We start from the raw sequence: 23,247 nt of genomic DNA on the forward strand, positions 1-23,247 counted from the left end.
GGTATGTATATGAACGGAGCTGCAGATGGAAGACAAGGTCAAAAAGAAAAAACACGGCCTTATTGCGTTTATCGTCGTTATAGCTGTAGTAGCGGCCGCGTCGGCAGCCGTCTTTTTCAGCAGCTATGCGCGCGGAGTCGTGACGTCATTGTATGAGAAATTCATCAATTTTGTCAATTACGACGAAACCGTGAAACGCGTTGAGGAAGACGACGCCTTTGCGGAAAGCTACTCCGCGCAGCCTCGTGAAACGGGCGGAGTCAGAGCGATACGCATTACCGTTCCCGAACGCGATATGCGCGAGGTGAAGGACGGCGCCTATGCGGACTACGCCCTGCCTCTGCTTAACGTTCAGCTCGACTATGCGGTCAACAGCGGATACACGCATGTTTTATACAAAACGTCGCTGTTCAGTGATAAGGACTACGACGTTGCGGGTTATCTGCGCGAGCAGGTCAGCGGTATGGGTATGAAGCTCATTCTCGAGACGGACGCGCTCCTTCTCAACAACGAGAACGACGAGGCGGCGTTTGCCGCGGCGCGTTTCACGCCGGAGTACAAGACCGTACGCGGAGGCTTTCTGCAGCGTCTGCTTTATCCCTCAAGCTCATCCCGTAAGGTCGTTACTTACGGGATAGATCCCGAATGGATATATGTTGCCGACGACGGCGCGCGCAGGCTCAATCCTTCTTACGACGGCGCGCGGGATTTTGTCGTCGGCGAGGTGAGACGCGCCGTGGAAAAGTACGCGCCCGATATGCTTCTGCTGGATACGCCGATATACAACGTGCGCAACCTTTCCGAACAGAGCGCGTTCAAGCGTTTCCCCGGTATGACCGGAGAGGAGCTCCACCACCGCTGCACGAAACTGCTTACCGCGTCGATCTCCGAAATGATGCGCGAAGCCGCGCCGGACGCGCTTTTCGGGATCCGCGCCGACCGCGTCTGGAAGACTCTGGCTGCCGACGCGCGCGGCATAGATATAAACTCGTCGTATTCCGATTACGGCAAGGGCTGCGCGGACACGCTCGAATGGTGTGAAAAAGGATACGTAGACTTCGTCGTGATCGACAACCGCTCCTCGATGCTTGAGAACAACGACTTCATGATCGCGCTCGACTGGTGGAAGAACGTCGAGAGCCGAACCGGAGTCAAGCTGATATGCGGTTATGACGCGAATATGATAAACACGACGCCCGAGTGGAGCGGCTACTATGAGCTTGCCAACCAGTATGATTACGCCGCGAAGGCCAATTGCGCCGACGGCGTTTTTGAAGACTACGACGCGCTGGCGGAGCATTCGGAGGAAGCCGAGCTGCTCTATATGGTGTTCAACAACACCATAGACTTCGGCATTGCGGATGAGGAATTGACGCTGACTTCGCCCGCCGACAACGTAACCGTGGACGTTCCGACCGTCGCCGTAAGCGGCACGTGTGATAACAACTTCGACATCATGGTCAACGGCAGGAAGATCGAGCCTACCGAGCGCGGATTTTTCGCGACGGATATCGAACTTTCCGCGGGGAAAAACACGATAACGGTCGAGCACAAGGGAAAGAAGATCTTACGCACCGTCAACTATAACATCGTGATAATAAAGGACGTTGCTCCGACCGGACAGATAACCGTCACCGGAGGCAGCCGTGTGGAATACACGGTCACCGCGCGCAGCGGCGCGAAGGTCACCGGCAGCCTGAACGGCGAGACGGTGCGCTTTACCGAGCAGTCCCTGCCTTACGAAGCCGCAGGCTCGTCGAATCTGTTCGCTTCGTTCGTCGGGTACTTTACCGCTCCGGAATCCGGCGAGGAGCAGTACTCCATAGGTTCCGCGAGAATAACCGCGTCTTACGGCGACTTTGTCAAGAGTCTGACAGGCGCGAACGTGGTCGTTCAGCCGCTGCCGCCGACGGTCGGCAAGATCGCGGTAGTCAAGGCGGCGAAGGCGGAGAGCTTCCGCGCCGAGCCTGCCAACAGCGATACGAGTCTGCCGCAATACTTCTGGCTGCCGAAGGGTACGCGCGACTACATCACAGGTGAATCGGAGTACAACGGAGACGGCGTTACAAAGAAGTATTACACCCTCCGCTGCGGCCTGCGCGTCTATCAGAGCGACGTCGACGTCGAGGAGGGCGAGCTGCCGATAAACGAGACCTCCGGAGTTACGGTTACGGATTCCGGCAAGTACACGTATCTGACGTTTGCGAATTCGCAGAAGGTTCCGTACAAGCTCGTTATGCACGGGTTGTTCCCGTCCGGGAACGACAGCGCGACTACCGCGTCCTCCGGCGGCTTCAGCAGGCTCGACTTTGTGATTTGCGGCACGGATAAAAAAGCTTCCGTCAGCGGCTCGTCGCCGCTTATGAGCTTTACCTCTGCGTCGGCTAACGCGGAGGCGCATACGGTCACGTATTCGTTCACTCTGAACAAAAACGGCGGCTTCTACGGTTTCACGAGTTACTTCGACGATAACGGGAAGCTCGTTATCCGCTTGCGCAATCCGATCCGTGCGGCCGGCGGCAGGCTTGACGGAATAAGCATCTGCCTCGATCCCGGTCACGGAGGAAACGACGTCGGAGCCAGAGGACTTGACAGGAGCATATACGAGGCTAACGAGAATCTTAAGGTCGCGCTCGCGCTGCGCGCCGAACTTGAATCTCTCGGCGCTACCGTATATATGACGCGCACGAATAACCAGTATTACGTCGACGGCACGCCGATAACCTCCTCAACGCTTCGTCCGAAGCGGCTCGAACTTATCGACTCCTTCGGCGTGGATATCCTCATCAGCGTGCATCACAACTACAGTCCCGCCAGCTCCGGCAACGGCACGGAGGCGCTGTATTTCTACGGCTTCAACCAGAAGCTCGCGCAGACGCTTTCCGACAGTATGGCGGAGGTGAGCGGAATGAAGAACCGCGGCGGCAAATACCAGAACGTCTTCGTCTACCGCAACCACGACTTTATGTCCGTCCTGCTCGAATGCGGATTCCTTTCCAACCCCTCCGACTCGCAATGGCTCACTACCGAGGGCAACACCGTAAAACTCGCCAAGGCGATCGCCTCCGGCGTTGTTGAATACTTCTCTAAATAAACAGAAAAGAGGGACACTTATGAGCGAAACCTTCAAGATAGGATGCCTTGCCGACGGCTTCCGCACCGACGTGCGCACCGCGCTGAAAAAGGCCGCTGCGCTCGGTCTTCAGGGCGTGCAGATCTACGGAACGGGCGGCGAAGTCTCGCCCGATATGACGGCCGCGCAGCGCCGCGAGCTCGTCGATATCATCAAGTCGAACGGGCTGACGCTTTCCGCGGTCTGCGGCGAGATAGGCAGCTTTGCCGAGCCGGAGTTCCGTGCGCAGAGGATCGAGCTTTCGCGCCGCGTCCTCGAGCTCGCCGTCGAGCTCGGCACTAACATCGTCACCACTCACGTCGGCACCATCCCGGAGGATAAGAACGACGAGAATTACAAGATGATCCAGGATGCCTGCTACGAGCTCGCGCAGTACGCCGACACGATGGACGCGCACTTCGCGCTGGAGACCGGCAAGGAGACCTGCGTCGTGCTCAGGGATTTCCTCGACGGGCTCGGCTCCACCGGCGTCGCCGTCAACTTCGACCCGGCGAACCTCTGGATGTGCATACAGGACGACCCGGTGGCGGGCGTCTATACGGTGAAGGACTACATCGTCCACACTCACGCAAAGGACGGCGTTCCGGATCCCGCCGCGCAGTGGGGCTGGCGCGAGCTTCCGCTCGGCGAAGGCGGCGTCGACTTCCCGAACTACCTCAAAGCGCTGAAGGATATCGGCTACCGCGGCTTCCTGACCATCGAGCGCGAAGTCGGGGAGAGGCCGGAGGAGGACATCGCGCACGCTGCGAACTTCCTGCGCCGCACTATTTCCGAAAACGCGCTGTAAAACCTGTTGCATAATAGATTTCTTTATGGTATAATCGACACGTGATGTTATCCGTGTCGATTTGCTTTTATTCGATGCGGAAAAAGCAAAGGATACGGGGGTAAAAAAATGAAGGAAAAAATGAGACAGCACGTTTTCGGCTTCAATCTCGCCGCGGAGTTTCTCCGCAAAAAGCTCGGCTGCGTGCCGGACTGCGCCGTAGTGCTCGGTTCCGGGCTCGCGCCGCTCGCCGAGGGCGAAGCCATACAGGTGATAGATTACGCGGAAATACCCGCTTTCAAGCAGTCGACCGCGCCCGGTCACAGCGGCAAACTCGTGCTCAAGGAGATCGGCGGCAGGAAAGTGCTGCTGATGAAGGGCCGTCTGCACTGCTACGAGGGCTACGACGTGCTTGACACCGTGCTTCCGGTCAGAGCGTTCGCGAAGCTCGGCATAAAGAAACTCATTCTCACTAACGCCGCCGGCGGCATAAATCTCGACTTCTCCGAAGGCGCGCTTATGATGATAACCGACCACCTCGGATTCAACGCTCCTCCCGTGCTTTGGGGCGCGAACGTCGAGGAGCTCGGCCCGCGCTTCCCCGATATGACCTTCGCCTACTCGCGCGAAATGATGGAAAAGGCACGCGAGGCCGCCAAGGAGCAGGGCGTGAAGCTCTGCGAGGGCGTCTACGCCTACACCAAGGGCGCTCAGTACGAAACCCCCGCTGAAATACGTATGTATAAGCTGCTCGGCGCCGACGCCGTCGGAATGTCCACCGTACCGGAAGTCATCGCCGCGCGCCACGCCGGCATGGAGACGCTCGCGATCTCCTGCATAACCAATATGGCCGCCGGAATCACCGGCAAAGAGCTCACTCATCAGGAGGTGCTCGATACCGCGAACCGCGTGATGGGCGATTTCATCAAGCTCGTCACCGCCGTTATCGCGAAACTTTGATAAGCGAGGAATAACATTATGTCGATTATCAGAAACATTGACCTGAAAGACAGCGGACTTCGCAAGATCGACTGGGTGCGCAGCAATATGCCGCTGCTCCGTTCAATCGAGGAACGCTTCGTGAAAGAGCGCCCCTTCGCCGGAACGAAGGTGACGCTTTCCGTCCACCTCGAGGCGAAGACCGCATACCTCGTGACCGTCCTCGCCGCCGGCGGAGCCGACATCCGCGCGACCGGCAGCAACCCGCTTTCCACGCAGGACGACGTCGCCGCCGCGCTTGTGTCGAAGGGGATAGAGACCTTCGCGTTCTATAACGCGACCGCCGAGGAATACGCCACCCATATCGAAGCCGCGCTCGACCACGGCCCGAACATAATCATAGACGACGGCGGAGACCTCGTGAATATGGTCCACACCAAGCGCACCGACCTGCTTCCGAACGTTTACGGCGGCTGTGAAGAGACCACCACCGGCATCGTTCGCCTCAGGGCGATGGCGAAGGCGGGGGAGCTTAAATTCCCGATGATCGCCGTCAACAATGCGAACTGCAAATACCTTTTCGACAACCGCTACGGCACCGGCCAGTCCGTCTGGGACGGCATAAACCGCACGACCAACCTCATCGTCGCGGGCAAGACCGTCGTCGTCGCCGGCTACGGCTGGTGCGGCAAGGGCGTCGCTATGCGCGCCAAGGGCTTCGGCGCGAAGGTCGTCGTCACCGAGGTCGATCCTATCAAGGCGATCGAGGCGTATATGGACGGCTTCGAGGTCATGCCGATGGCGAAGGCCGCCGAGATCGGCGACTTTTTCATCACCGTAACCGGCTGCCGCGACGTAATCACCCCCGAGCATTTCAACGTTATGAAGGACGGCGCGATCATGTGCAACGCCGGCCACTTCGACGTTGAAGTCGCCGTCGCGGAGCTCGAGAAGATCGCGGTCAGGAAGGAACTGCGCCGCAACAACATCATGGGTTACACGCTGAAAAACGGCAGAACGCTGAACGTCATCGCCGAGGGTCGGCTTGTCAACCTCGCCGCCGGCGACGGACACCCGGCCGAGATAATGGATATGAGCTTCGCGCTCCAGGCGCTTTCCGCTGAATACGTGCTCAAGCACCGCGGCGAACTGAAGCCCGGCGTCATCAGCGTCCCGACCGAGATCGACGTCGCCGTCGCGAACGCGAAACTGAAGGCGCTCGGCATCGAGTACGACCGCCTCTCCGACGCGCAGAAGGCGTACCTCGACAGCTGGGGAGAATAATATGAAAAGGCGGTCGTCAGACCGCCTTTGGAATACTCAGGAGATTGTGACAATGCGTAAGACGGATCTTAACGGCGAATGGCGCCTGTATATAAGCGACGGGCCGCGCGAGGCGCGCAGGGAAGCGGAGCTTGCGGATATTACTCCGCTGACCGCGCTTATACCCGAAACCCTCGAAGCGACGCTGGAACGTCTGGGAATACTCCCCGAGCTTTTCGTCGGCGATAACGTGCTGAAGGCGCAGGAGTACGAAACGAAGCACCTCTGGTACGCGAAAAACTTTGACTGCGTCCCCGCGGACGGCGTTCCGACGCTCCGATTCGACGGAGTCGACACCGTCGCGGAAATCTTCCTCAACGGAGTCAAGCTCGGCGAGACGGATAACGCCTTCATCCCGCACGAATTTGCCGCCGAAGGAATACGCGAGGGCGAAAATGAACTGCTCGTGCATATACTGCCTTCCGCCGTTCTTGAGGCGGAAGCGCCGTCGTGCTGGAAATACGGTATGCCGAACTACCGCGACGGAGCGGTGACGCTGCGCAAGCCGCCGTTCACTCACGGCTGGGACATATTCCCGCGCCTTATGTGCGGCGCGCTCTTCAAGGGCGTTTCGCTCGTTAATAAAACGCCCGAGCTGATAAAGAGCGTCTACTTTTTCACCAAAGAAGTCGTCTGGCGCAAAGCGGTCGTACGCGTCGAATACGAAACGGAAGAGGGCGGCGAAGTCGTCGTTTCCGGCGTATGCGGCAGAAGCGCGTTCCGCGCGTCCGCGCCGGCGGGAACCGGCGGAGTCGATATCGACGTTCCCGACCCGCTGCTCTGGGCGCCGAAGGGTATGGGCAAGCCCAACCTTTACAAAGTCAGAATCGAGCTCGTCCGCGGCGGCGAAGCCGTCGAAACGCGCGAGCTTTCGGCCGGCATCCGCGTCGCGGAGCTTGACCGCACCTCCGTCGTCGACGAAAGCGGAAACGGCGAGTTCTGCGTCCGCATAAACGGCAACCGTATGTTCTGTCTCGGCACGAATCACGTTCCCGTCGACGCGGTGCTTTCGAGGCAGAAGGAGCGTCTGCCGAAGGTGCTGGAGCTGCTTGACGACCTCAACTGCAACACCGTCCGCGTCTGGGGCGGCGGCGTTTACGAAGAGGACGAGTTTTACGATTACTGCGACGCCCACGGCATCGCCGTGTGGCAGGATTTCATGATGGCGTGCGCCGTCTATCCCGAAACGGAGGAGTTCAAGGCGAACCTGCGCCGCGAAGCGGAATACCAGGTGCGCCGCCTTCGCAACCATCCCTGCTTGATCATCTGGGCGGGCGATAACGAGGGCGACGCGATACGCCGCGAGTGGTACGACGAACAGCTCGACCCCGAGGATAATCAGCTTACCCGTCAGGTGCTTCCGGACGTCATTGAACGTCTCGACCGTTCCCGCGTCTATATCCCGTCGTCGCCGTATTTCGACCGCGAATGCGTCGAAAAAGGCACGAAGTACTGCCCCGAGAATCACCTCTGGGGCCCGAGAGACTACTACCGGTCCGGGTTCTATCACGGCGCACTTGCGAAGTTCGTCAGCGAAGCGGGCTATTACGGAAGCCCTGCCGCGGATTATATCCGCGAGTTCATCACGCCGGACGCGCTCGGCGACCGTTACGGCAGTCAGTGGGTGACCCATTCGACGGATACACGGAAAACGCCCGATCCGACCTATAATATAAAGATGAACGAGCAGGCGGACCGCATTTTCGGCAAGCGGCCGGAGACTCTCGAACAGTTCTCTTTCGCCAGTCAAGTCTCGCAGGCGGAGGCGGTAAAGCACTTTATTGAGCGCTTTCTGGCGCAGAAGTGGCGCCGGACGGGGTTCCTCTGGTGGAACCTTTACGACGGATGGCCGCAGTTCGATAACGCCGCGGTCGACTACAACTTCGATAAGCGGCTTGTCTATCACTTCATAAAGCGCCTGCAGCAGCCGCTGTGCCTGCTGATAGACGACGAAATGACGCTGCGCGTGATAAACAACACCGAGAACGAATCCTACGCCGAATACCGCGTCAGCGACGTCGGCAGCGGCAGAACGCTGACCGAAGGCAGGATCGCCGTCGCGTACAACTCGAGCATTCCCGTCTGCAAACTGCCCGCCGCGGAAAAGGGCGAGGTCTATCTGCTTGAATGGGACTACCGCTCGAGCGGTCTTACGGCCGAAAGGCACGGGATCAACCACTACCTCCACGGCGATCCGCCGTTCGATCCCGGAAAATACGCCTCGCTGATGCGCAAGGCGGGTTTGATACCGGAGAAATGATATGAGATACGCCGGAATTGATATAGGCGGCACGAAGTGCGCCGTCACGCTCGGGGAAGCGAACGCGGAAGGCGTTGAAATCCTCAAAAAAGAGCGTTTTCTCACAGACGTAACCCAACCCCCGAAAAACGTTATCGAGCGCTTCTGCGCGATTTTGGACACTCTGGGGCGCGTTGACGGAATAGGCGTGTCCTGCGGAGGCCCTCTTTCGTCAAAAACGGGGCGGATAATGGCTCCGCCGAACCTGCCGCTGTGGGTGGACGTGCCTGTCGTCGATATACTGCAAAAGCGTTACGGCGTGCCCGTCCGCCTGCAGAACGACGCGAACGCCTGCGCGCTCGCCGAATGGCGCTACGGCGCGGGGCAGGGGTGCGAAAATATGATTTTCCTGACCTGCGGCACCGGCTTCGGCGCGGGACTGATACTCGACGGGCGGCTCTATTCCGGCTCGCATGATATGGCGGGCGAGATAGGGCACGTCCGGCTCGAGAAGGACGGCCCCGTCGGCTACGGCAAAGCGGGCTCCTGCGAGGGCTTCTGCAGCGGAGGCGGCATAAAGCGGCTCGCCGCGTCGATCGCGGAGAGCGCCGCCGTCAAGCCGGAATGGTATCCCGACCGCTGCGACGCGAAAAGCGTCGCGGAGGCGGCGAAGGCGGGCGACGAAACGGCGCTCGAGGTCTGGCGCGTCAGCGGCGAAAAGCTCGGCGCGGCGCTCGCGATCCTCGTCGACCTCTTCGATCCGCAGCGTATCGTCATCGGCTCGATCTTCGCGCGGAGCGGAGAGCTTCTTATTCCGCATATGGAGCGCGTGCTGCGCCGCGAGGCGCTCAGCCATTCGCTCGAGGGTCTGGAAATACTGCCTGCCGCGCTGGGCGAACAGCTTGGCGACTACGCCGCGATATGCGTTGCAATGGGTGATGAAAAATGAAGTATATCTCTGAACTGATAACAAGATACCCCGCCCTCGCCGGGATCGAGGGCACGCTCAATGCCGCAGCCGAAGCGCTCATCGGCGTGTTTGAACACGGCGGAAAGCTGCTTTTGTGCGGCAACGGCGGAAGCGCCGCCGACTGCGATCACATCGCGGGCGAACTCTGCAAGGGCTTCCTTTCCCGCCGTCCGCTCGCCGCGGAGGAGCGCGAGATAATGAAGCGCGGCTGTCCGGATATTCCGGAAGAGCTGCTCGATTCGCTCCAGCAGGGGCTTCCGGCGGTATCGCTTCCGGCCGCCGCGCCGCTGATGACCGCCGTCGCCAACGACTGCGCCGCGGATAACGTCTTCGCGCAGCAGGTGATGGCGCTCGGCAATATCGGCGATATGCTGACGTGCATTTCCACGAGCGGCAACGCCGCGAACGTCTGCGCCGCCGCGCAGGTCGCGCGCGCCCGCGGAGTTTTCGTCCTCGCGCTGACCGGCGGTGACGGCGGAAAACTCGCGAAGCTCGCGGATATCGCCGTTATCGCGCCGGAAAAGGAAACCTACAAGGTGCAGGAGCTCCACCTGCCCATCTATCACGCGCTCTGCGCGGAAGCGGAGGCGCGCTTCTTCTCCTAAGAAACGATAATTTAAGAAACGATAATTCAGCAATAAAGATGCCTTTTCTTTAGTGAAAGGGCGTCTTTTGTTATCTGTGAATAAGTTTTTGCCGCCGTTTATTATCTCTGCTTAAGTTTTTTAAATAGTTGGGTTGACAAACGAAAAATTCCCGAGTATGATGTTGCTTGTAAGGCGGTGAACAGAATGAAAAAATACTGCCCGTATTGCGGCGAAAGGTCTTTGTCTGGTAATCAAAGATTTATGGGGAAAAGAGTGCCTGCATGGTGGAATAAAGCAGTAAATAAGCTTTGGTTTTCCTGCCCCAGCTGCGGCAAGGAAGTGTATAAGCGCACAGAGGTAAAAGGAAATAAGATATACAGCTTTTTGATACCGGGTTTGATTGTTTCTATGGTCGCTGTTATCGTTTTTGTAGTGCTGAAAATGAATGTGTTTGTGTATTGCGCTTGTGCCGTGGCAGCGATACTTGCGATAATGATCGGTATTGCTGATTATAAATACAGCATATTCACCAGAATGGAAGCAAACACGGAAGACGACGTTGTGGCGAGAGCGAATATCGACCTGAAGGGCGGATTCACAGAAGAAAAAATCTATATCATACGGGCGAAATACAAAAACAAAGTCAACGTCGGCTCTATGTATATCGCCGCCCTGTCGAATTATTCGCGGGAGGACGGAACCTGCGACGTGAGATTTATTAAGCCGCGGAAAGCGGCGGGACTTATCGACGCCGGAAAGTTTGAGGTTTACGACGACGACAAGCTCGTCGGCAGCGGAGAGTTTATCGCTGGCTGAGTTGGAAAAAGTTAGGAATGGGATTACTTAAAAGGGGTATTAAATGAAAAAGTATTATTGCCCATACTGCGGGAGCAGATCTTTAAGAATAGGGCAAAAAATTTTTGGGGTGTTGGAGTTTACGAATTATAGTAAAAGATGTAGCAGTTGCGGTAATGTGGTAGCCCTGATTAGTCATTGGAGCGTATATATGACATTGGTTGGATCTACTATATCAATGATTCTTTCTGTTGTTTTTAAATCTTATGTATTTCTTGCTATATTTCTCTTATTAAACATTCTTTTTTATGCATTAACTATTTTGTTAACAAGATTTGTTAGGCGCGACGGCTTAGATGCGACAGGAAGAGAATACATATGCAGTTTTGATGTTTCGCCATGTGTTAAGTTTCCGCGATTATTCTTTTGCGGTAATTCAGTTTTGGAGATTGAATGTGAAAACAGAAGGTATCCGGCAATAATAGAGTTGATAGATGAAGATGCGGTTACGATTTCTTTAATAAAAGAAGATGGTATTGATTTGAAAGGGAAATCCGTAACCTTCTATGATTATGAAAAAGAAATAGGAACAGGTAAAGCAAAATAAGGTGACAAGCTCATCGGCAGCGGCGAGTTTATCAAACAGGACACAAAACGGACGACGGCGCATATAATGGACCGAGGATAAAACCTCAATACCAACGAAGGTGATTTGTGTGTGCAACTTGACGCCGTGTAATTTCGTCAGATGCCTGCGGCGCGGAGCGTGCAATCTGCGCAGAACGCTCTGCTGCGGATGCCGCCGCTGTCAGCAGACTCCGATACAGCCCCGCGGATTCTGCCGCTGAATAAAACAGAACGCGTACTGCTGTGCAGTACGCGTTCTGTTTTATCTGCGCCGAAGGCGCAATATCACTGTTTTTCTGAAAAAACAATATCACTTGCCGCAGGCAAATACCACTGCGAAGCAATATCACTGTACGTGCAAGCGTAAGTCGGGAGACGCTCAAAACGTCGGGTAGTCAACGCCGATGCGCTTCGCCTTCGTCCTGCCGAGATCGTGGTAGGGTAGGTATTCGACCGCGAGCAGCTTCGGGAACCGCGCGGCGAACGCTTCGCGCTCTTCGTCCGTGCCGTTGACGCCGGGAACGACGGGGCAGCGCAGTATCACCTTCGCGCCGCTGTCGAGCAGGAAAGCGAGGTTTTTGACGATGAGGCCGTCCGGCGCGCCGGTCAGCTTTTCGTGCAGCTCAGTCGGCGCCTTGTGGTCGAACAAAAACAGATCGCAAAGCGGCAGCAGCTCCGCGAAGCGCTCCGTCGGCGCGAAGCCGCAGGTCTCGACCGCCGTGTGAACGCCCTCGCGCTTCGCGAGCGTCAGCAGTTCCTTCAGAAACGCGAACTGAAAGGTCGGCTCGCCGCCGGAAACGGTCAGTCCGCCGCCGGAGGTCTCGTAATACGCCCTGTCGCGCAGAACGACGCGCATTATCTCCTCCACGGACGCTTCGTATCCGTATATCTTCAGCGCCTTCGCGGGGCAGACGGATACGCACTTTCCGCAGGCGGCGCAGGCGGAGAAATCGACCGCGTGCCCGTCCGCGAATGAGTGGACGCCGCGCGGACAAGCTTCCGCACATCTGCCGCAGCCGACACAGGCGCCGGCGTTATAGGAGAGCTGCGGGCGCGGGCTCTTCGATTCGGGGTTGTGGCACCATAGGCAGTTCAGCGGACAGCCCTTGAAAAAGACCGTCGTGCGTATGCCGGGGCCGTCATTGAGCGAGAAACGCTCGATATCAATTATCGTTCCCATAAAGCGTCCTCGAAACTATCTCGCGCTGAACGTCTGGGTCGAGCTCTACGAACCGCGCCGCGAAGCCGCCGACGCGGACTATCAGATCGGGGTATTTTTCCGGATGGACGAGCGCGTCCTCAAGGTCGCCCTTGTTGAGCACGTTCAGCATCGCCTGCTGTCCTCTGCGGAAGTATGCGGCGAGCAGCGCCTTCGTCTTTTCGCGGTACTTGTTGAACATCTCAGTGGTGAACTTCATGTTCTGCACCGCGCCGGCGTGGATCGACGGGTCGAGCTTCACGAGGGAGTTGAGCATCGCGGTGACGCCGCTTACGTCGCGGCCGCCCGTCGGGTTGTTGCCGTTCGCCATCGGCTCGCAGGCGCCGCGTCCGTCCGCGGATGCGCCGGTGAGCACGCCCATGGTAGTGTTCATGGAGTTGTTTATCACGACGACCTTGTAGGTGTGCAGTCCGACCTTCACGGCCTGCGCGTTCGCGCTTGCGCATACCTGCTCGTGAACGCGGACCGCCATCGCGTCCGCCTCATCGTCGTCGTTGCCGTACTTCGGGCAGTCGAGCAGCGCGCGGCGCAGGTCTTCGTATCCCTCGAAGTTCGCGGCGAGCGCCGCTTTCAGCTCGTCGAGCGTGGCGAGCTTGCGGTCGTAGACGACGGACTTTATCGCCGTTAAGCTGTCGGCGGTATTGATATTGCCGTATGACTCAATCGTGCCGCCGAGCCAGCGGACGCCGCCGGAAAGCAGCGGCTTCCCGCGCTCGACGCAGTCGTCGTAAAGCATGGAGAGATAGAGCAAGCTCGCTTCCTCGCCCGTGACGTCGTATTCGATCTTTTCCTGGAGCGCGAGCGCCTCCATAAGCAGGTCGACGTTCGCGGAATAGGCGGCAAAAAGCGTCTCGAAATCGCTGAATTCGCGTTTCGGGAGTATCTGCTTGCCGCGCCTGATATCGCGCCCGCCGAAGAGCGTCGCTTCAAGTACCTTCAGCAGGTTTATCGTGCCGCTGGGGGTGCCGAGCGAGCAGTGCTCCAGCACGTATTCGCCGCAGCCGAACGGCATATAATGCTCGGCGGTCTCGCGGCTGACGCCGAAGGACTTTTCGACGGCGGGGACGTTGACCTCGTCGGAATAGAGCATGGGGTAGATGTAGCCGTCTGCGAAATTGTCGAACGCCTTTTCCAAAAGCGCGGGATCCTGTCCGTCATAGAAGCGGAGCGTCAGCTGCGGCAGTACCTCGCGGTAGCGGCGGCTCGCCTCGATCGCGAGCAGCGCGACGCGGTCGGCGGCCTTTTCGCGCTTGCGCGCGCGTCCGCCTACGATGACGCGGCCGTCCCATATCCAGCCGCGGAAAACCACGAGCTTGTAGAAACCGATGAGCAGGCGGATTATCTCCTCGTCGTCGAGCCCGTCGGCGAAGGGGGCGAGGATATCGTCCAGCCGCCCATAGTCGAGGTTGCCGGAAATATGCGCGAAAAGCGTGATGAGCTGCAGCGCCTCGTGCATATTCTCGGGCGCGTGCGCGGCGATGCCTTCGCACGAAGCCGCCATTTCGTCCTTGCCCGCCTTGCGCGCGGCTTCGGCGCAGCTTAAGGCGATTTCTGCGAGCAGGTCGAGCGCGCCGAGCATGGAGCCGAAGAAGTCGGCGTCGCCGCCTTTCGCGGCGCGCGCGGAGATCTCCGCCTTCAGCCCGGGAATGCCGAGCGTGACGAGTTTTTCGTAGTCGGGAAACGTGCCGCCGATGCGGTAGAGCAGGGAAGCGGCGTCCTCGTAGTCCGCCATAGGCGGCAGCAGTGAGGTTATCTTTTCCGGATATGCGGTTATCGTTTTCGCGGTCGTGGTCCTGCCGCGAAAGCGGTCTGCGGCTTCGCGGAGGCGCTTCGCGGTCGCTTCGTCGACCTCGGCGGCGACGGCCTCGACCTTTTCGGGGTACATATAATAGCCCTGATACTCGTGCTCCTGCGGCGTGAAGCCGACGGCGAGTTCGCGGTATCTTCCGGCGAAAATATCCCCGTCGTCAAACGGCAGGAAAAACGCTTTCGCGAAAACGCGCAGGCAGGCGAGCTCGCGCGCGCCCTTCGGGCCGTTCCCGTGCTCGAGGAACGTATTTATAAACGAGATTATATACTCGGCGTGGTCTTTTGGAGTAAACATGGTATCGCCTCCGTTCACCTCGAATTATAGCGGGTATTTCACATTTGTCAATGCGTTTTTGAGAAATATCGAAAAAGAAAAACGCCCGGGAGACGGGCGTTTTTCATATTGCGGAGTTTTATTCGTTTCTGATTGCCTTGCGGTTTATTTTGCCGGTGACGGTTTTCGGGAGCGCGTCCATATAGCAGACGATGCGCGGATACTTATACGGCGCGGTCATCTTCTTGACGTAGGTCTGAAGCTCCTTCGTCAGCTCGTCGGTGCCTTCGTAGCCCTTGTGGAGCACGATGGACGCCTTGACGACCTGCCCGCGCAGCGGGTCGGGAGCGCCGGTGATGGCGCATTCCTTGACCGCGGGGTGCGAAAGCAGCACGCTCTCGATCTCGAAGGGGCCTATGCGGTAGCCGGAGCACTTGATCATATCGTCGTTGCGCCCGACGAACCAGATGTGGCCGTCCTCGTCCTTCCACGCGAGGTCGCCGGTGTGGTAGCGGCCGTTTTCATCGCAGTGGTCGATTATCTTTTCGCCGTCGTAGTAGCCGCAGAGCAGGCCGAAGGGGCTGTCCTTCTTCGCGTTGCGGACGACGAGTTCGCCGACGTCGCCGACGCCGCATTCAGAGCCGTCCTCGGCGCAGATGGCGAGATCGTAGACGGGGGAGGGCTTGCCGGTCGAGCCGTATTTCGGCTTGAACCATTGGAAATTCGCAATCAGCACGCTGCTCTCGGACTGGCCGAAGCCCTCGTGTATTTCGAGCCCTGTCTCTTCCTTGAATTCGGTGATTATCTCCGGCGCGAGCGGCTCGCCCGCGGTGCAGCAGTGCACGACTGAGGCGAAGTCCTCTTTTTTCAGGCCTTCGACTATGAGGAAGCGGTATATCGTGCCCGGCACGCATACGGTGGTCGGCTTGAAGGTGCGGATGACGTCGAGGAACTTCGCGGCGGAGAACTTGTTGCCCTGATCGTAGCCGAGCAGCGCGGTGCCGGAGATCCACTGGCCGTAGATCAGACCCCACGCGAACTTTGCCCAGCCGGAGTCGGCGTTCGTCAGGTGCAGACCGCCGTCGACGACCTGCTGCCAGTACTTCGCGGTCACGATGTGCCCGAGCGGGTAGCGGTAGTTATGCACGACCATCTTCGGCATTCCGGAGGTGCCGCTCGTGAAGTAGAGAAGCATCGGGTCGGTCAGCTTTATATCGGGGTTGACGGTATAGTCGGGCTTCGCGTTCGCGATGCCTTCGCGGTAGTCGATCCAGCCCTCGCGTTTGTTTCCGACGAGGAGCAGGTTCTCGACGGAGGGACACTGCGGCGCGGAGGCCTCGACCTGCTGTATTACCCAGTCGTCCTCGGCGGCGATGACCATCTTCGCGTGCGCGGAGTTGAAACGGTAGACGAGGTCCTTCGCGGCGAGCTGGTAGTTCGCGGGAATCAGCACAGCTCCGATACGGTGGAGCGCCACTGCGGTGATCCACATCTCCGGCCTGCGCCGGAGTATCGTGACGACCATGTCGCCCTTGCGGATGCCGAGCGAAACGAGGTAGGAGGCGGCTTTTTTGGAAAGCTCCGAGATCTCGCCGAAGGTGAATTCGCGGCTTTCGCCCTCGTCGTTGCACCAGACGAGCGCACGTCTGTCCGGCTCGGTGCGAGCCCATTCGTCGATGACGTGGGTCGCGAAATTAAAGTCCGGCGGGCAGTTTACGGCGTAGTTCGCCTTGAAATCCTCGTAGGAGTCGTATTCGATTCTGTTGATGAATTTTTCCAGCATAGCGATGCCTCCGAAAAGCAATAAAAAAATCCCGGCCAGTCAGCCGGGACGCGTCAGCGCGGTACCACCCGAATTCGTGCCGAAGCACGCACTCATCCGGAGCGAAAACTCCGTGCCATTTGGTAATGCGGCGGCGGTCCGCAGCGGAGACTAATGAGCGCGACGCGCCGTTCGATCCGCGGCTCCGAGGCTACTTCACCCGCTTCCGAACGCGGCGCTTCCACCGTCCGCCGCTCTCTATGCTCCGAAGGTGCGGGGTACTACTCCTCTTCACAGCCTTTGAATATGTGTGGATTTTAGCACAATAAAGGGGTGTTGTCAATAGTTTTTTGAAATAATCTTCCATTTTTCGCCGCCGTATGTTATAATTGTTCCGAAAGGTGGGAATGTTTGTGAGTCCGATAGGAATAATAATACTGTGCATCGTGGTGCTGCTTTTCATCGCCGCGTTCGCGACAATAAGAATGTTCAACAAGCTGACGATCAAAAAGATCGTTTCCGAGGGGAAATACGTCGACCTCGACGAAGCGTTCATCAGGCGCTACGAAGCGCTGCCCGAACTGCTTGAGCTCGTCGGCGGAGGCGAAGCCGTTGCTTCCGAGCGGCAGGCGGCGATCGACGCCAAGCGGGCGGAGGAGCGCGTGGAGCACGACAAGCTCATGGCCGCCGCGCTTTCGGAGCTGCTGGCTGAGAAGGCGGACGCGCTTTCTTCCGGCAGGGGAGCCGAACTGTGCGAAACGCTTTCCGCGCTGGAAAGCGAGATCGCGGATAAGTACGCGAAGTACAACGAGGCGACGGAGGAATACGAGAATCTGCGCAAAACGCCGATAATGAAACCGGTCGTCAAGTTCTTCTCGTTCGAGGAGAAGCCGCTCTTTTAATCTTCAAAAATGTATTGACAAATCGCGGCCGAGGCGGTATCATTTAATCAAGATAACCGATAATCGAAACGGAGGTAACAACGTGGTATTTGAAAAGCTCAGAGACATCATTTGCGACCAGCTCGATCTGGACCCCGAAAAAGTGACCGAAGATTCCCTCATAATTGAGGATCTCGGAGCCGACTCCCTCGACATCGTCGACATAGTCATGACGATCGAGGAAGAATTCAACGTCGAAGTGCCCGACGAAGTCATCGAACAGATCAGGACCGTCGGCGACGTGGTGAAACACATCGAAGCGAAGCAGTAATATAAAAACACGGCGAAAGGGAGCCCGCGAGAGCGGACTCCCTTTCTTTTTTTCAAGCCGCGCCGCCGGAGGAACAGGACGGCGCAACGTCGCGCATATGCGGACGTTCGGTTATTTCATACCGTTTTCGTAGGCCTGGATCATCTTCTTGACCATCTGGCCGCCGACGCTGCCCGCCTGGCGGGAGGTCAGATCGCCGTTGTAGCCCTGCTTGAGATTGACGCCCACTTCGTTAGCGGCTTCCATCTTGAAGCGGTTAAGAGCGTCCTTGGCCTGGGGAACCAGCGTTCCGTTTCTGCTCACAAATACCTCTCCTTTTTCGTCAGATTAGCGTTTGCAAGTTTAGTATCTGCGCTTTCGCGCTCGATATAATCGGCATTTTTTGTAAAAAACTACTTCGCGTCGCCGCCGGTGATGACGGAGCAGGAAATATCATAGGTTATCGGGGATGAGGCGAAGAGCTCGTCCCATTTTTCATAATTCCGCTCCCACCATTCGGGATATGAGTTTTCGACAGCCCTGCCGAAACCGAGGAAGTCGGTTTTCAGCTCGCTTTGCGCGGTCAGTGCAAGCGCTTTGCAGCGGCACAGCGTCTCCGCGCGGAGCGCTTCCTCGGCGGCGGCGTAGAATTCGGGATCGAGCGCAGGTGAAGCGCCGCCCGCCGGGCCCTCGCTCAGCGTGAAGCGCGCTTCGACCTTTGCCTTCAGCGCAAATCCGTACCGCGTCCGCTCCGCTTTGAAGCGGCATTCGCTCGAGATGCAGCGGAAGCCGAGATTATCGCCGTACCCGTCAACGCCGCACGTGACGCTGAACTCCTCCTCTTTTTTCTCAAAAAAGCGGTAGCTTTCCCATTCGTCCGCCGCGATACTGCCGCGCATAACGCCGCCCGAAAAGATGAAAACGCCGTCGGGGAAGACCGCTTCCGCCTCCGCGTCATAGCGAATCTTATTGATAAAAAGCGCATGTCCGTCCTTTTCGAGGCGGCATATCGAAAGCAGCGACGAGCCCGGTATCAACTCGGACTCCGACGGGATGTCGGACGCGAGAAGCCCGACCGCGTATTCGTAAAACGCCTCGCCGCCCGGCTTTATCGCGAACGCCTCGTTCGGACTGCTTTCCGCGGCGACGACGTTGACCGTCTTCTGCACGTCGGCGGAACGCAGAAAAAAGTCGAGGCACCCGGCGACGCTTCCTTCGCAGAGGGAGCGATCTATGATAATAAGCTGCAGGTGCTCATATGTTATCGTTTTGCCGGAATTGCGCGTCGCCTGCGCCAGCGCATCCGAAATGTTCGCACCGCCGCCGGGTACGTCGATGACGTTCGCGGAGCCGTCGCCGTTTTCGGAAGCGACGGGGTCGCAGCACTGGACGAGGCATTCCACGCCGTCTTCGGAGGCGCCGAGCCAAACCGCCATCGCGTAGTTCTGGCGGCTGATATCCACGTTGTCCCAGCAACCGCCGAGTATCAGCAGCGCGGTAAGTGCCGCAGTCAGCCGCAGAACGCGCATTGTCTGTTCCTCCTGTTCCGAAAAGCCCTTATTATCAGCAGTATCAGTATCACGGGAATGAATCCTGTCTGCGCAAGCTCGCACAGATGCTCCGCGGCAATCATTTCCGCGTCGTTCAGCGGAACGAGCAGCAGTCCGTACGCGCACAGCGAAACGATAACTCCCGCCGCAGACGGTTTCAGCCGCGGAAAGAAGCTTACCAACCCGAGGGCGGCGACGTAAAGCGCCGCAACGCAGCTTAAAAAGCGCGGCAGCAGGCGATAGAGCACCATAAAGATGATGTTCGAGCGTTCGGGCATAAGCCCGGAATCGCCGCCGATAAGCTTTGACAGCTCCAGCAGGGGCGAAAACATCTCCGTAGGCAGGACCGTGCCGAATACGGACTGCACCACCGCCGCCAGAAACAGGAACGCCGCGCCCGCGGCCGCGACGGTGAGTCCGACCGGGACAAACAACCGTCCGCGCCGCGCGAACGGCGCGAAAAACAGCAGCATCCACGTAGGGAAGAAACCGGAAAAGACCGAGAACGCCGCGGACGCGCTTTCCGCGATCCCGCCAAACCGCAGGTGGCGCGAAAAGTACGTGAAATCGAGATAGGGAGCGGACATTACGGCCACCACCGCGAGACAGAACGCCGCCGTTACGAAGAAAAACTCGCCGCATCGCGCTACTGAGTTGACGCCTCCGCGCAGCGCGTAGCACGCGGCGGCGATTATCAGCGCCGTCGTCACCGCTACCGGCGTGTGCGGCAGCAGATAGGAGCGCAGAACGTTCATCGTCGGGCGTATCTCGCTCGCCGCGGTCCACACCGCGACGAGAACGACCGCGCCGTTCAGCGCCGCGCCGCCGTATTTTCCGAGCAGTTCGGGCGAATACTCGTAAAGCGTCCGCCCGGGAAACGCCCGCGCAAGCAGCAGCACCGGAACGAGCGCGATGAGCGCCAGCGCGACGGCGGCAGCGCTGTTTGCGATAAAGCCCTGCCGATAGGGTGACATATACGTCACGTTCACGTTCGGCATGCCCATTCCCATGCCCATCGCGGTCAGCGCGCATAGCTGGAAGACGGACAGCCCGTCGTTTTTCGTCAAGCTTCTCATCTGCCGTCACCCCGTACCCACCGCAGCGGAAAGCGCACGAGATCGCGTTTCCAGCGCTTCAGCCGCATAGGCGCGACGGGGAAGAGGTAATCCCGTCCCATACTTTTCAGCGACGCCATGTGTATCGCCATAAAGATCAGCGACATCACCAGCCCGTAAAACCCGAATATGCTCGCGAGCAGCAGCGAGAAGAAGCGCACCGTCCGCAGCGAGACGACCATAGAGTAGACGGGTATCGTGAACGAAGTCACCGCCGATATCGCGATTATCACGACGAGCAGGGGGCTTGCGAGCCCTGCGGAGATCGCGGCTTCGCCGATGACGATTCCGCCTACGATGCTTATCGTGGAGCCGACGTTGGGCGGCATCGAGGTCGACGCTTCGCGGAGCAGCTCGATGAATATCTCCATTATCACCACCTCCGCTATCGCCGGCAGCGGTACCGCCGCGCGTCCGCTCGCAGCCGAAAGCATCAGCTTGACCGGAAGCATACGCGGGTGAAAGGACATCACCGCGACGTATAGCGCGGGAGTGATTATAGTTATCGCGACGCTGACGAGCCGGAGCAGCCGTATCAGGCTCGTGTATATCCACGGCGAGTGGCTGTCCTCGGGGCTTTTCAGGAAGTCGGTGAAGCTGACCGGAGCGATTATCGCCCACGGCGAACCGTCGGGGATGACCGCAACGCAGCCGCGCAGCAGCGCCTCCGTCACGCGGTCGGTGCGCTCGGACGTGACGTACTGCGGGAAGGGGCTGAGGCGGTCTTCCTTAAAAAGCTCTGTGAATTCGCCGACGCTTTTGACGTTCGCGGCGGCGCAGGAGAAGACGCGCTTCTTGACCGCCTCGACGACGCGTTCGTCCGCCGTGCCGGAAAGGTAGCAGACCGCGACCTTCGTCAGCGTGCCGGACTTAAGCTCGTATTCCGCGAACGCGAGGTCGGGCGTGCGTATGCAGTCGCGCAGAAGCGCGATATTGCTTTTGCAGGAGTTTTGAAACCGCGCGTGAGGGCCGAGTACTATGTTCTCCGGCGACGATTCCTTGCCGGTGTCCGGAGCGGGCTTGCGAAGCTCCAGCGCCTGCGCTCTGCCGCCGGGAAAAACAAGCAGTGCGCATCCGGCGCAGAGCGCCTTCGCCGCCTCCCGCGGAGTCGCGGGCAGCTTAACGCCGGCGGCGGCGTGCCGCGCCTCCGGCGCCTCGTCCGCCGTCGACGCGGAAAGCGGCAGTATGACGAAGCGCTGCAGCGCCTCCTTGTTGACCGCGCCGTCGAGGAACAGCAGGACGTATTCCGCGCCGTCCGCGCCGAAAACGCGGCGTTCGGTCAGGTCGGTGTTCTCGGCGAAAAGCGCCTTCACCGCGTCGGCGTTGGCTCGCGCGTTGCCCGTGAAACGCGCCGCCGCGTTCTGCTCCGTCATCTTCTCACCTCCGGGTATATTCTGCCCTCGGGACAGGAAAATAAACGCAAAAAAAGAAAGCCGAAGCGATCGCTTCGGCTTTCGCGCCTCTTTATTCGGTTACGGCAGGGTGATTATCAGCGCTCTCGACTCAGCCACGGTGTTGATCATAAACACCACTGAGTTTCCGCTCAAAACGTCCGAGCTGCTGTACTCCGCTTCTTTGTGTTCGCAGATTTTTTCAAACGTCTGCATATCGTACGCGGCGAAGACAAGCCCGTTCTGCGCGCTTTCCGCGGCGACGCAGAGATACCTGCCGCCGGCGCCGCTGAACGCGTGGAAATAGTCGGAGCCTTCGAGCGTATCGCGGAACTGCGCTTCGTACTCGCTGACGGAGCTCTTTTCGCGGTTGTAAAGCGGCACTCTGACGCCGGGATTCGAGAGATCGATATAGCCGAACTCGGTGCGGTCTACGATATAGGGAACGCGCTCAGTCAGGTGGTTTTCGCAGGGGAAAACTCCTACGTCGATGAGATTATCGAAAAGCTGCGTTTCGCCGGTGGAGATATCATAAACGCCGTATCCGTTCATCCATTCGTAGCCGGATACGTTGAAGATGAACTTGTCGCCCGCGAAGCCGAGCGGCATGGAAGCGGTCGTATCCTCGAAGTTGCCGTTGTTGACGCCGACGTAGGGAACGATTTCTTCGCCGGTTTCAACGTTGACGAGCATCGCGTCGCCCCGCTTGTCGGGCTCGCCCGCGGCGCGGGTCGCATACCACTTGCCGTCGGGGGAGAGGAACCGCTCGTCGTCATGCTCGTATCTGCGGTCTGAGTCGAGCTTTTCGACTTTTACGTTCGCGCGCGGATCTCCGCTGACTTCGACCGTCATATTATCACAGCAGACGTAATGCGAATCGCCGCGGTCGACTATGATGCAGTGATCCCACGCGCCGAGCTCGTATTCGCCGTCGGCGAGCCAGCCGTAATTCGTGTCTATGAAGCGCAGGAACATCTTTCTCTCGCCGTCGACGGTTTTAACGATCACAACGCCGACGAAGCCGTCTCCGTAGTCGAACATATCGTATACACTCTCGGCGCCGGCCTTTTCGCGCAGATTTATCGACGTGATTTTAGGCTCGCCGGTTTCGGTCTGCTGCCCGCCGGACTGCTCCGAAGACTGTCCTGAAGACGACGAATCCGGCTCCGTTCCGCTGTTCGCTGGAGCGGGCGTGTTCTTGCCGCACGCGGCGAAGGTGAAGCACAGGCAGAACAGAAGTATAAACGAAATCAGTTTTTTCATAACGATCCCTCCTTTTTGCTTTACGATTGTATTATAGCATATAAAACGGAAAAAATCGGTTACAAAATAGTTACAGTTTTGTAACTATTTTGTAACTTTTAGGCGCCGCTTCTTTTTGCCGCGAACGCAAAAAGCGTCCCCGAACAGGAGACGCTTCAGCATGTGTTGCGCAGCACATATTGATAGAATCCACAAGAGGAGGGTAAGTGCTTACCCTCCTCGAAAGATGCGTCCATTACATTTTTGCGATCTTGGGCAAAAATGGCGCAGTGGTATATATTTTTCTTTTAACAG

The 23,247-nt window shown here is 58.3% G+C and carries 19 protein-coding genes; 11 read left to right on the top strand and 8 right to left on the bottom strand.

Annotation, left to right across the window (positions count from 1 at the left end; all coding sequences use genetic code 11):
* Positions 1-25: 25 nt before the first annotated feature.
* The 9 genes from J5441_08100 (at position 26) to J5441_08140 (ending at position 11,359) form a co-directional block, all read left to right on the top strand.
* Positions 26-3,094 carry an N-acetylmuramoyl-L-alanine amidase gene (locus tag J5441_08100; protein MBO4935107.1) on the top strand — a complete coding sequence of 1,023 codons (3,069 nt, stop codon included), beginning with the start codon at positions 26-28 and terminating at the stop codon, positions 3,092-3,094.
* Between the two features lie 19 nt (positions 3,095-3,113).
* The gene (locus tag J5441_08105; GenBank protein ID MBO4935108.1) at positions 3,114-3,920 is read left to right on the top strand and encodes a sugar phosphate isomerase/epimerase; all 807 of its coding nucleotides are present in this window, start codon (positions 3,114-3,116) and stop codon (positions 3,918-3,920) included.
* A 120-nt stretch (positions 3,921-4,040) separates the two neighbouring features.
* Entirely contained in the window at positions 4,041-4,859 is an 819-nt protein-coding gene (locus tag J5441_08110; GenBank protein ID MBO4935109.1) for a purine-nucleoside phosphorylase, read from the top strand.
* Positions 4,860-4,874: 15 nt separating this feature from the next.
* A complete protein-coding gene (locus tag J5441_08115) occupies positions 4,875-6,122 on the top strand; it encodes an adenosylhomocysteinase (protein ID MBO4935110.1) in 1,248 nt (415 codons plus the stop codon).
* Positions 6,123-6,174: 52 nt separating this feature from the next.
* Positions 6,175-8,421 (top strand): hypothetical protein, encoded by a 2,247-nt coding sequence (locus J5441_08120; protein ID MBO4935111.1) that lies wholly within the window; start codon positions 6,175-6,177, stop codon positions 8,419-8,421.
* Between the two features lies 1 nt (position 8,422).
* On the top strand, positions 8,423-9,349 hold the full coding sequence (locus tag J5441_08125) for an ROK family protein (protein MBO4935112.1): 927 nt from the start codon (positions 8,423-8,425) through the stop codon (positions 9,347-9,349).
* A complete protein-coding gene (locus J5441_08130; protein ID MBO4935113.1) occupies positions 9,346-9,975 on the top strand; it encodes an SIS domain-containing protein in 630 nt (209 codons plus the stop codon). Before J5441_08125 ends, J5441_08130 begins: the two co-directional genes overlap by 4 nt.
* Before the next feature lie 186 nt (positions 9,976-10,161).
* Positions 10,162-10,773 (top strand): hypothetical protein, encoded by a 612-nt coding sequence (locus tag J5441_08135; GenBank protein ID MBO4935114.1) that lies wholly within the window; start codon positions 10,162-10,164, stop codon positions 10,771-10,773.
* Positions 10,774-10,816: 43 nt separating this feature from the next.
* Positions 10,817-11,359 carry a hypothetical protein gene (locus J5441_08140; GenBank protein ID MBO4935115.1) on the top strand — a complete coding sequence of 181 codons (543 nt, stop codon included), beginning with the start codon at positions 10,817-10,819 and terminating at the stop codon, positions 11,357-11,359.
* A gap of 399 nt (positions 11,360-11,758) precedes the next feature.
* Here J5441_08140 and J5441_08145 read toward each other — a convergent pair whose 3' ends face one another.
* From J5441_08145 to J5441_08155, 3 genes are all read right to left on the bottom strand, one after another.
* A complete protein-coding gene (locus tag J5441_08145; protein MBO4935116.1) occupies positions 11,759-12,559 on the bottom strand; it encodes a glycyl-radical enzyme activating protein in 801 nt (266 codons plus the stop codon).
* Entirely contained in the window at positions 12,543-14,702 is a 2,160-nt protein-coding gene (locus J5441_08150; GenBank protein MBO4935117.1) for a pyruvate formate-lyase, read from the bottom strand. The genes J5441_08145 and J5441_08150 overlap by 17 nt, the downstream gene beginning before the upstream one ends.
* Positions 14,703-14,820: 118 nt before the next feature.
* Entirely contained in the window at positions 14,821-16,464 is a 1,644-nt protein-coding gene (locus J5441_08155) for an AMP-binding protein (protein ID MBO4935118.1), read from the bottom strand.
* Positions 16,465-16,856: 392 nt separating this feature from the next.
* Between J5441_08155 and J5441_08160 the strand changes: the two genes are divergently transcribed.
* Both J5441_08160 and acpP read left to right on the top strand, forming a co-directional pair.
* A complete protein-coding gene (locus J5441_08160) occupies positions 16,857-17,345 on the top strand; it encodes a LemA family protein (protein ID MBO4935119.1) in 489 nt (162 codons plus the stop codon).
* Between the two features lie 82 nt (positions 17,346-17,427).
* Positions 17,428-17,655 (top strand): acyl carrier protein, encoded by a 228-nt coding sequence (gene acpP / locus J5441_08165; protein ID MBO4935120.1) that lies wholly within the window; start codon positions 17,428-17,430, stop codon positions 17,653-17,655.
* 111 nt (positions 17,656-17,766) lie between these two features.
* On the opposite strand, the gene J5441_08170 is transcribed toward acpP, so the two are convergent.
* The 5 genes from J5441_08170 to J5441_08190 all read right to left on the bottom strand — a co-directional run bounded on the left by J5441_08170 (position 17,767) and on the right by J5441_08190 (position 22,953).
* Entirely contained in the window at positions 17,767-17,958 is a 192-nt protein-coding gene (locus J5441_08170; GenBank protein ID MBO4935121.1) for an alpha/beta-type small acid-soluble spore protein, read from the bottom strand.
* 89 nt (positions 17,959-18,047) lie between these two features.
* Positions 18,048-19,163, bottom strand: a complete 1,116-nt coding sequence (locus tag J5441_08175; GenBank protein ID MBO4935122.1) for a hypothetical protein — start codon at positions 19,161-19,163, stop codon at positions 18,048-18,050.
* Positions 19,145-20,260, bottom strand: a complete 1,116-nt coding sequence (locus J5441_08180) for a GerAB/ArcD/ProY family transporter (protein MBO4935123.1) — start codon at positions 20,258-20,260, stop codon at positions 19,145-19,147. Before J5441_08180 ends, J5441_08175 begins: the two co-directional genes overlap by 19 nt.
* Positions 20,257-21,672, bottom strand: coding sequence for a spore germination protein (locus tag J5441_08185; protein ID MBO4935124.1), 1,416 nt, complete (start codon positions 21,670-21,672; stop codon positions 20,257-20,259). The genes J5441_08180 and J5441_08185 overlap by 4 nt, the downstream gene beginning before the upstream one ends.
* A 99-nt stretch (positions 21,673-21,771) precedes the next feature.
* Positions 21,772-22,953, bottom strand: coding sequence for a hypothetical protein (locus J5441_08190; GenBank protein MBO4935125.1), 1,182 nt, complete (start codon positions 22,951-22,953; stop codon positions 21,772-21,774).
* Positions 22,954-23,247: the final 294 nt, after the last annotated feature.

This window comes from Clostridia bacterium, from assembly GCA_017620395.1.
Lineage (GTDB): Bacteria > Bacillota > Clostridia > Oscillospirales > RGIG8002 > RGIG8002.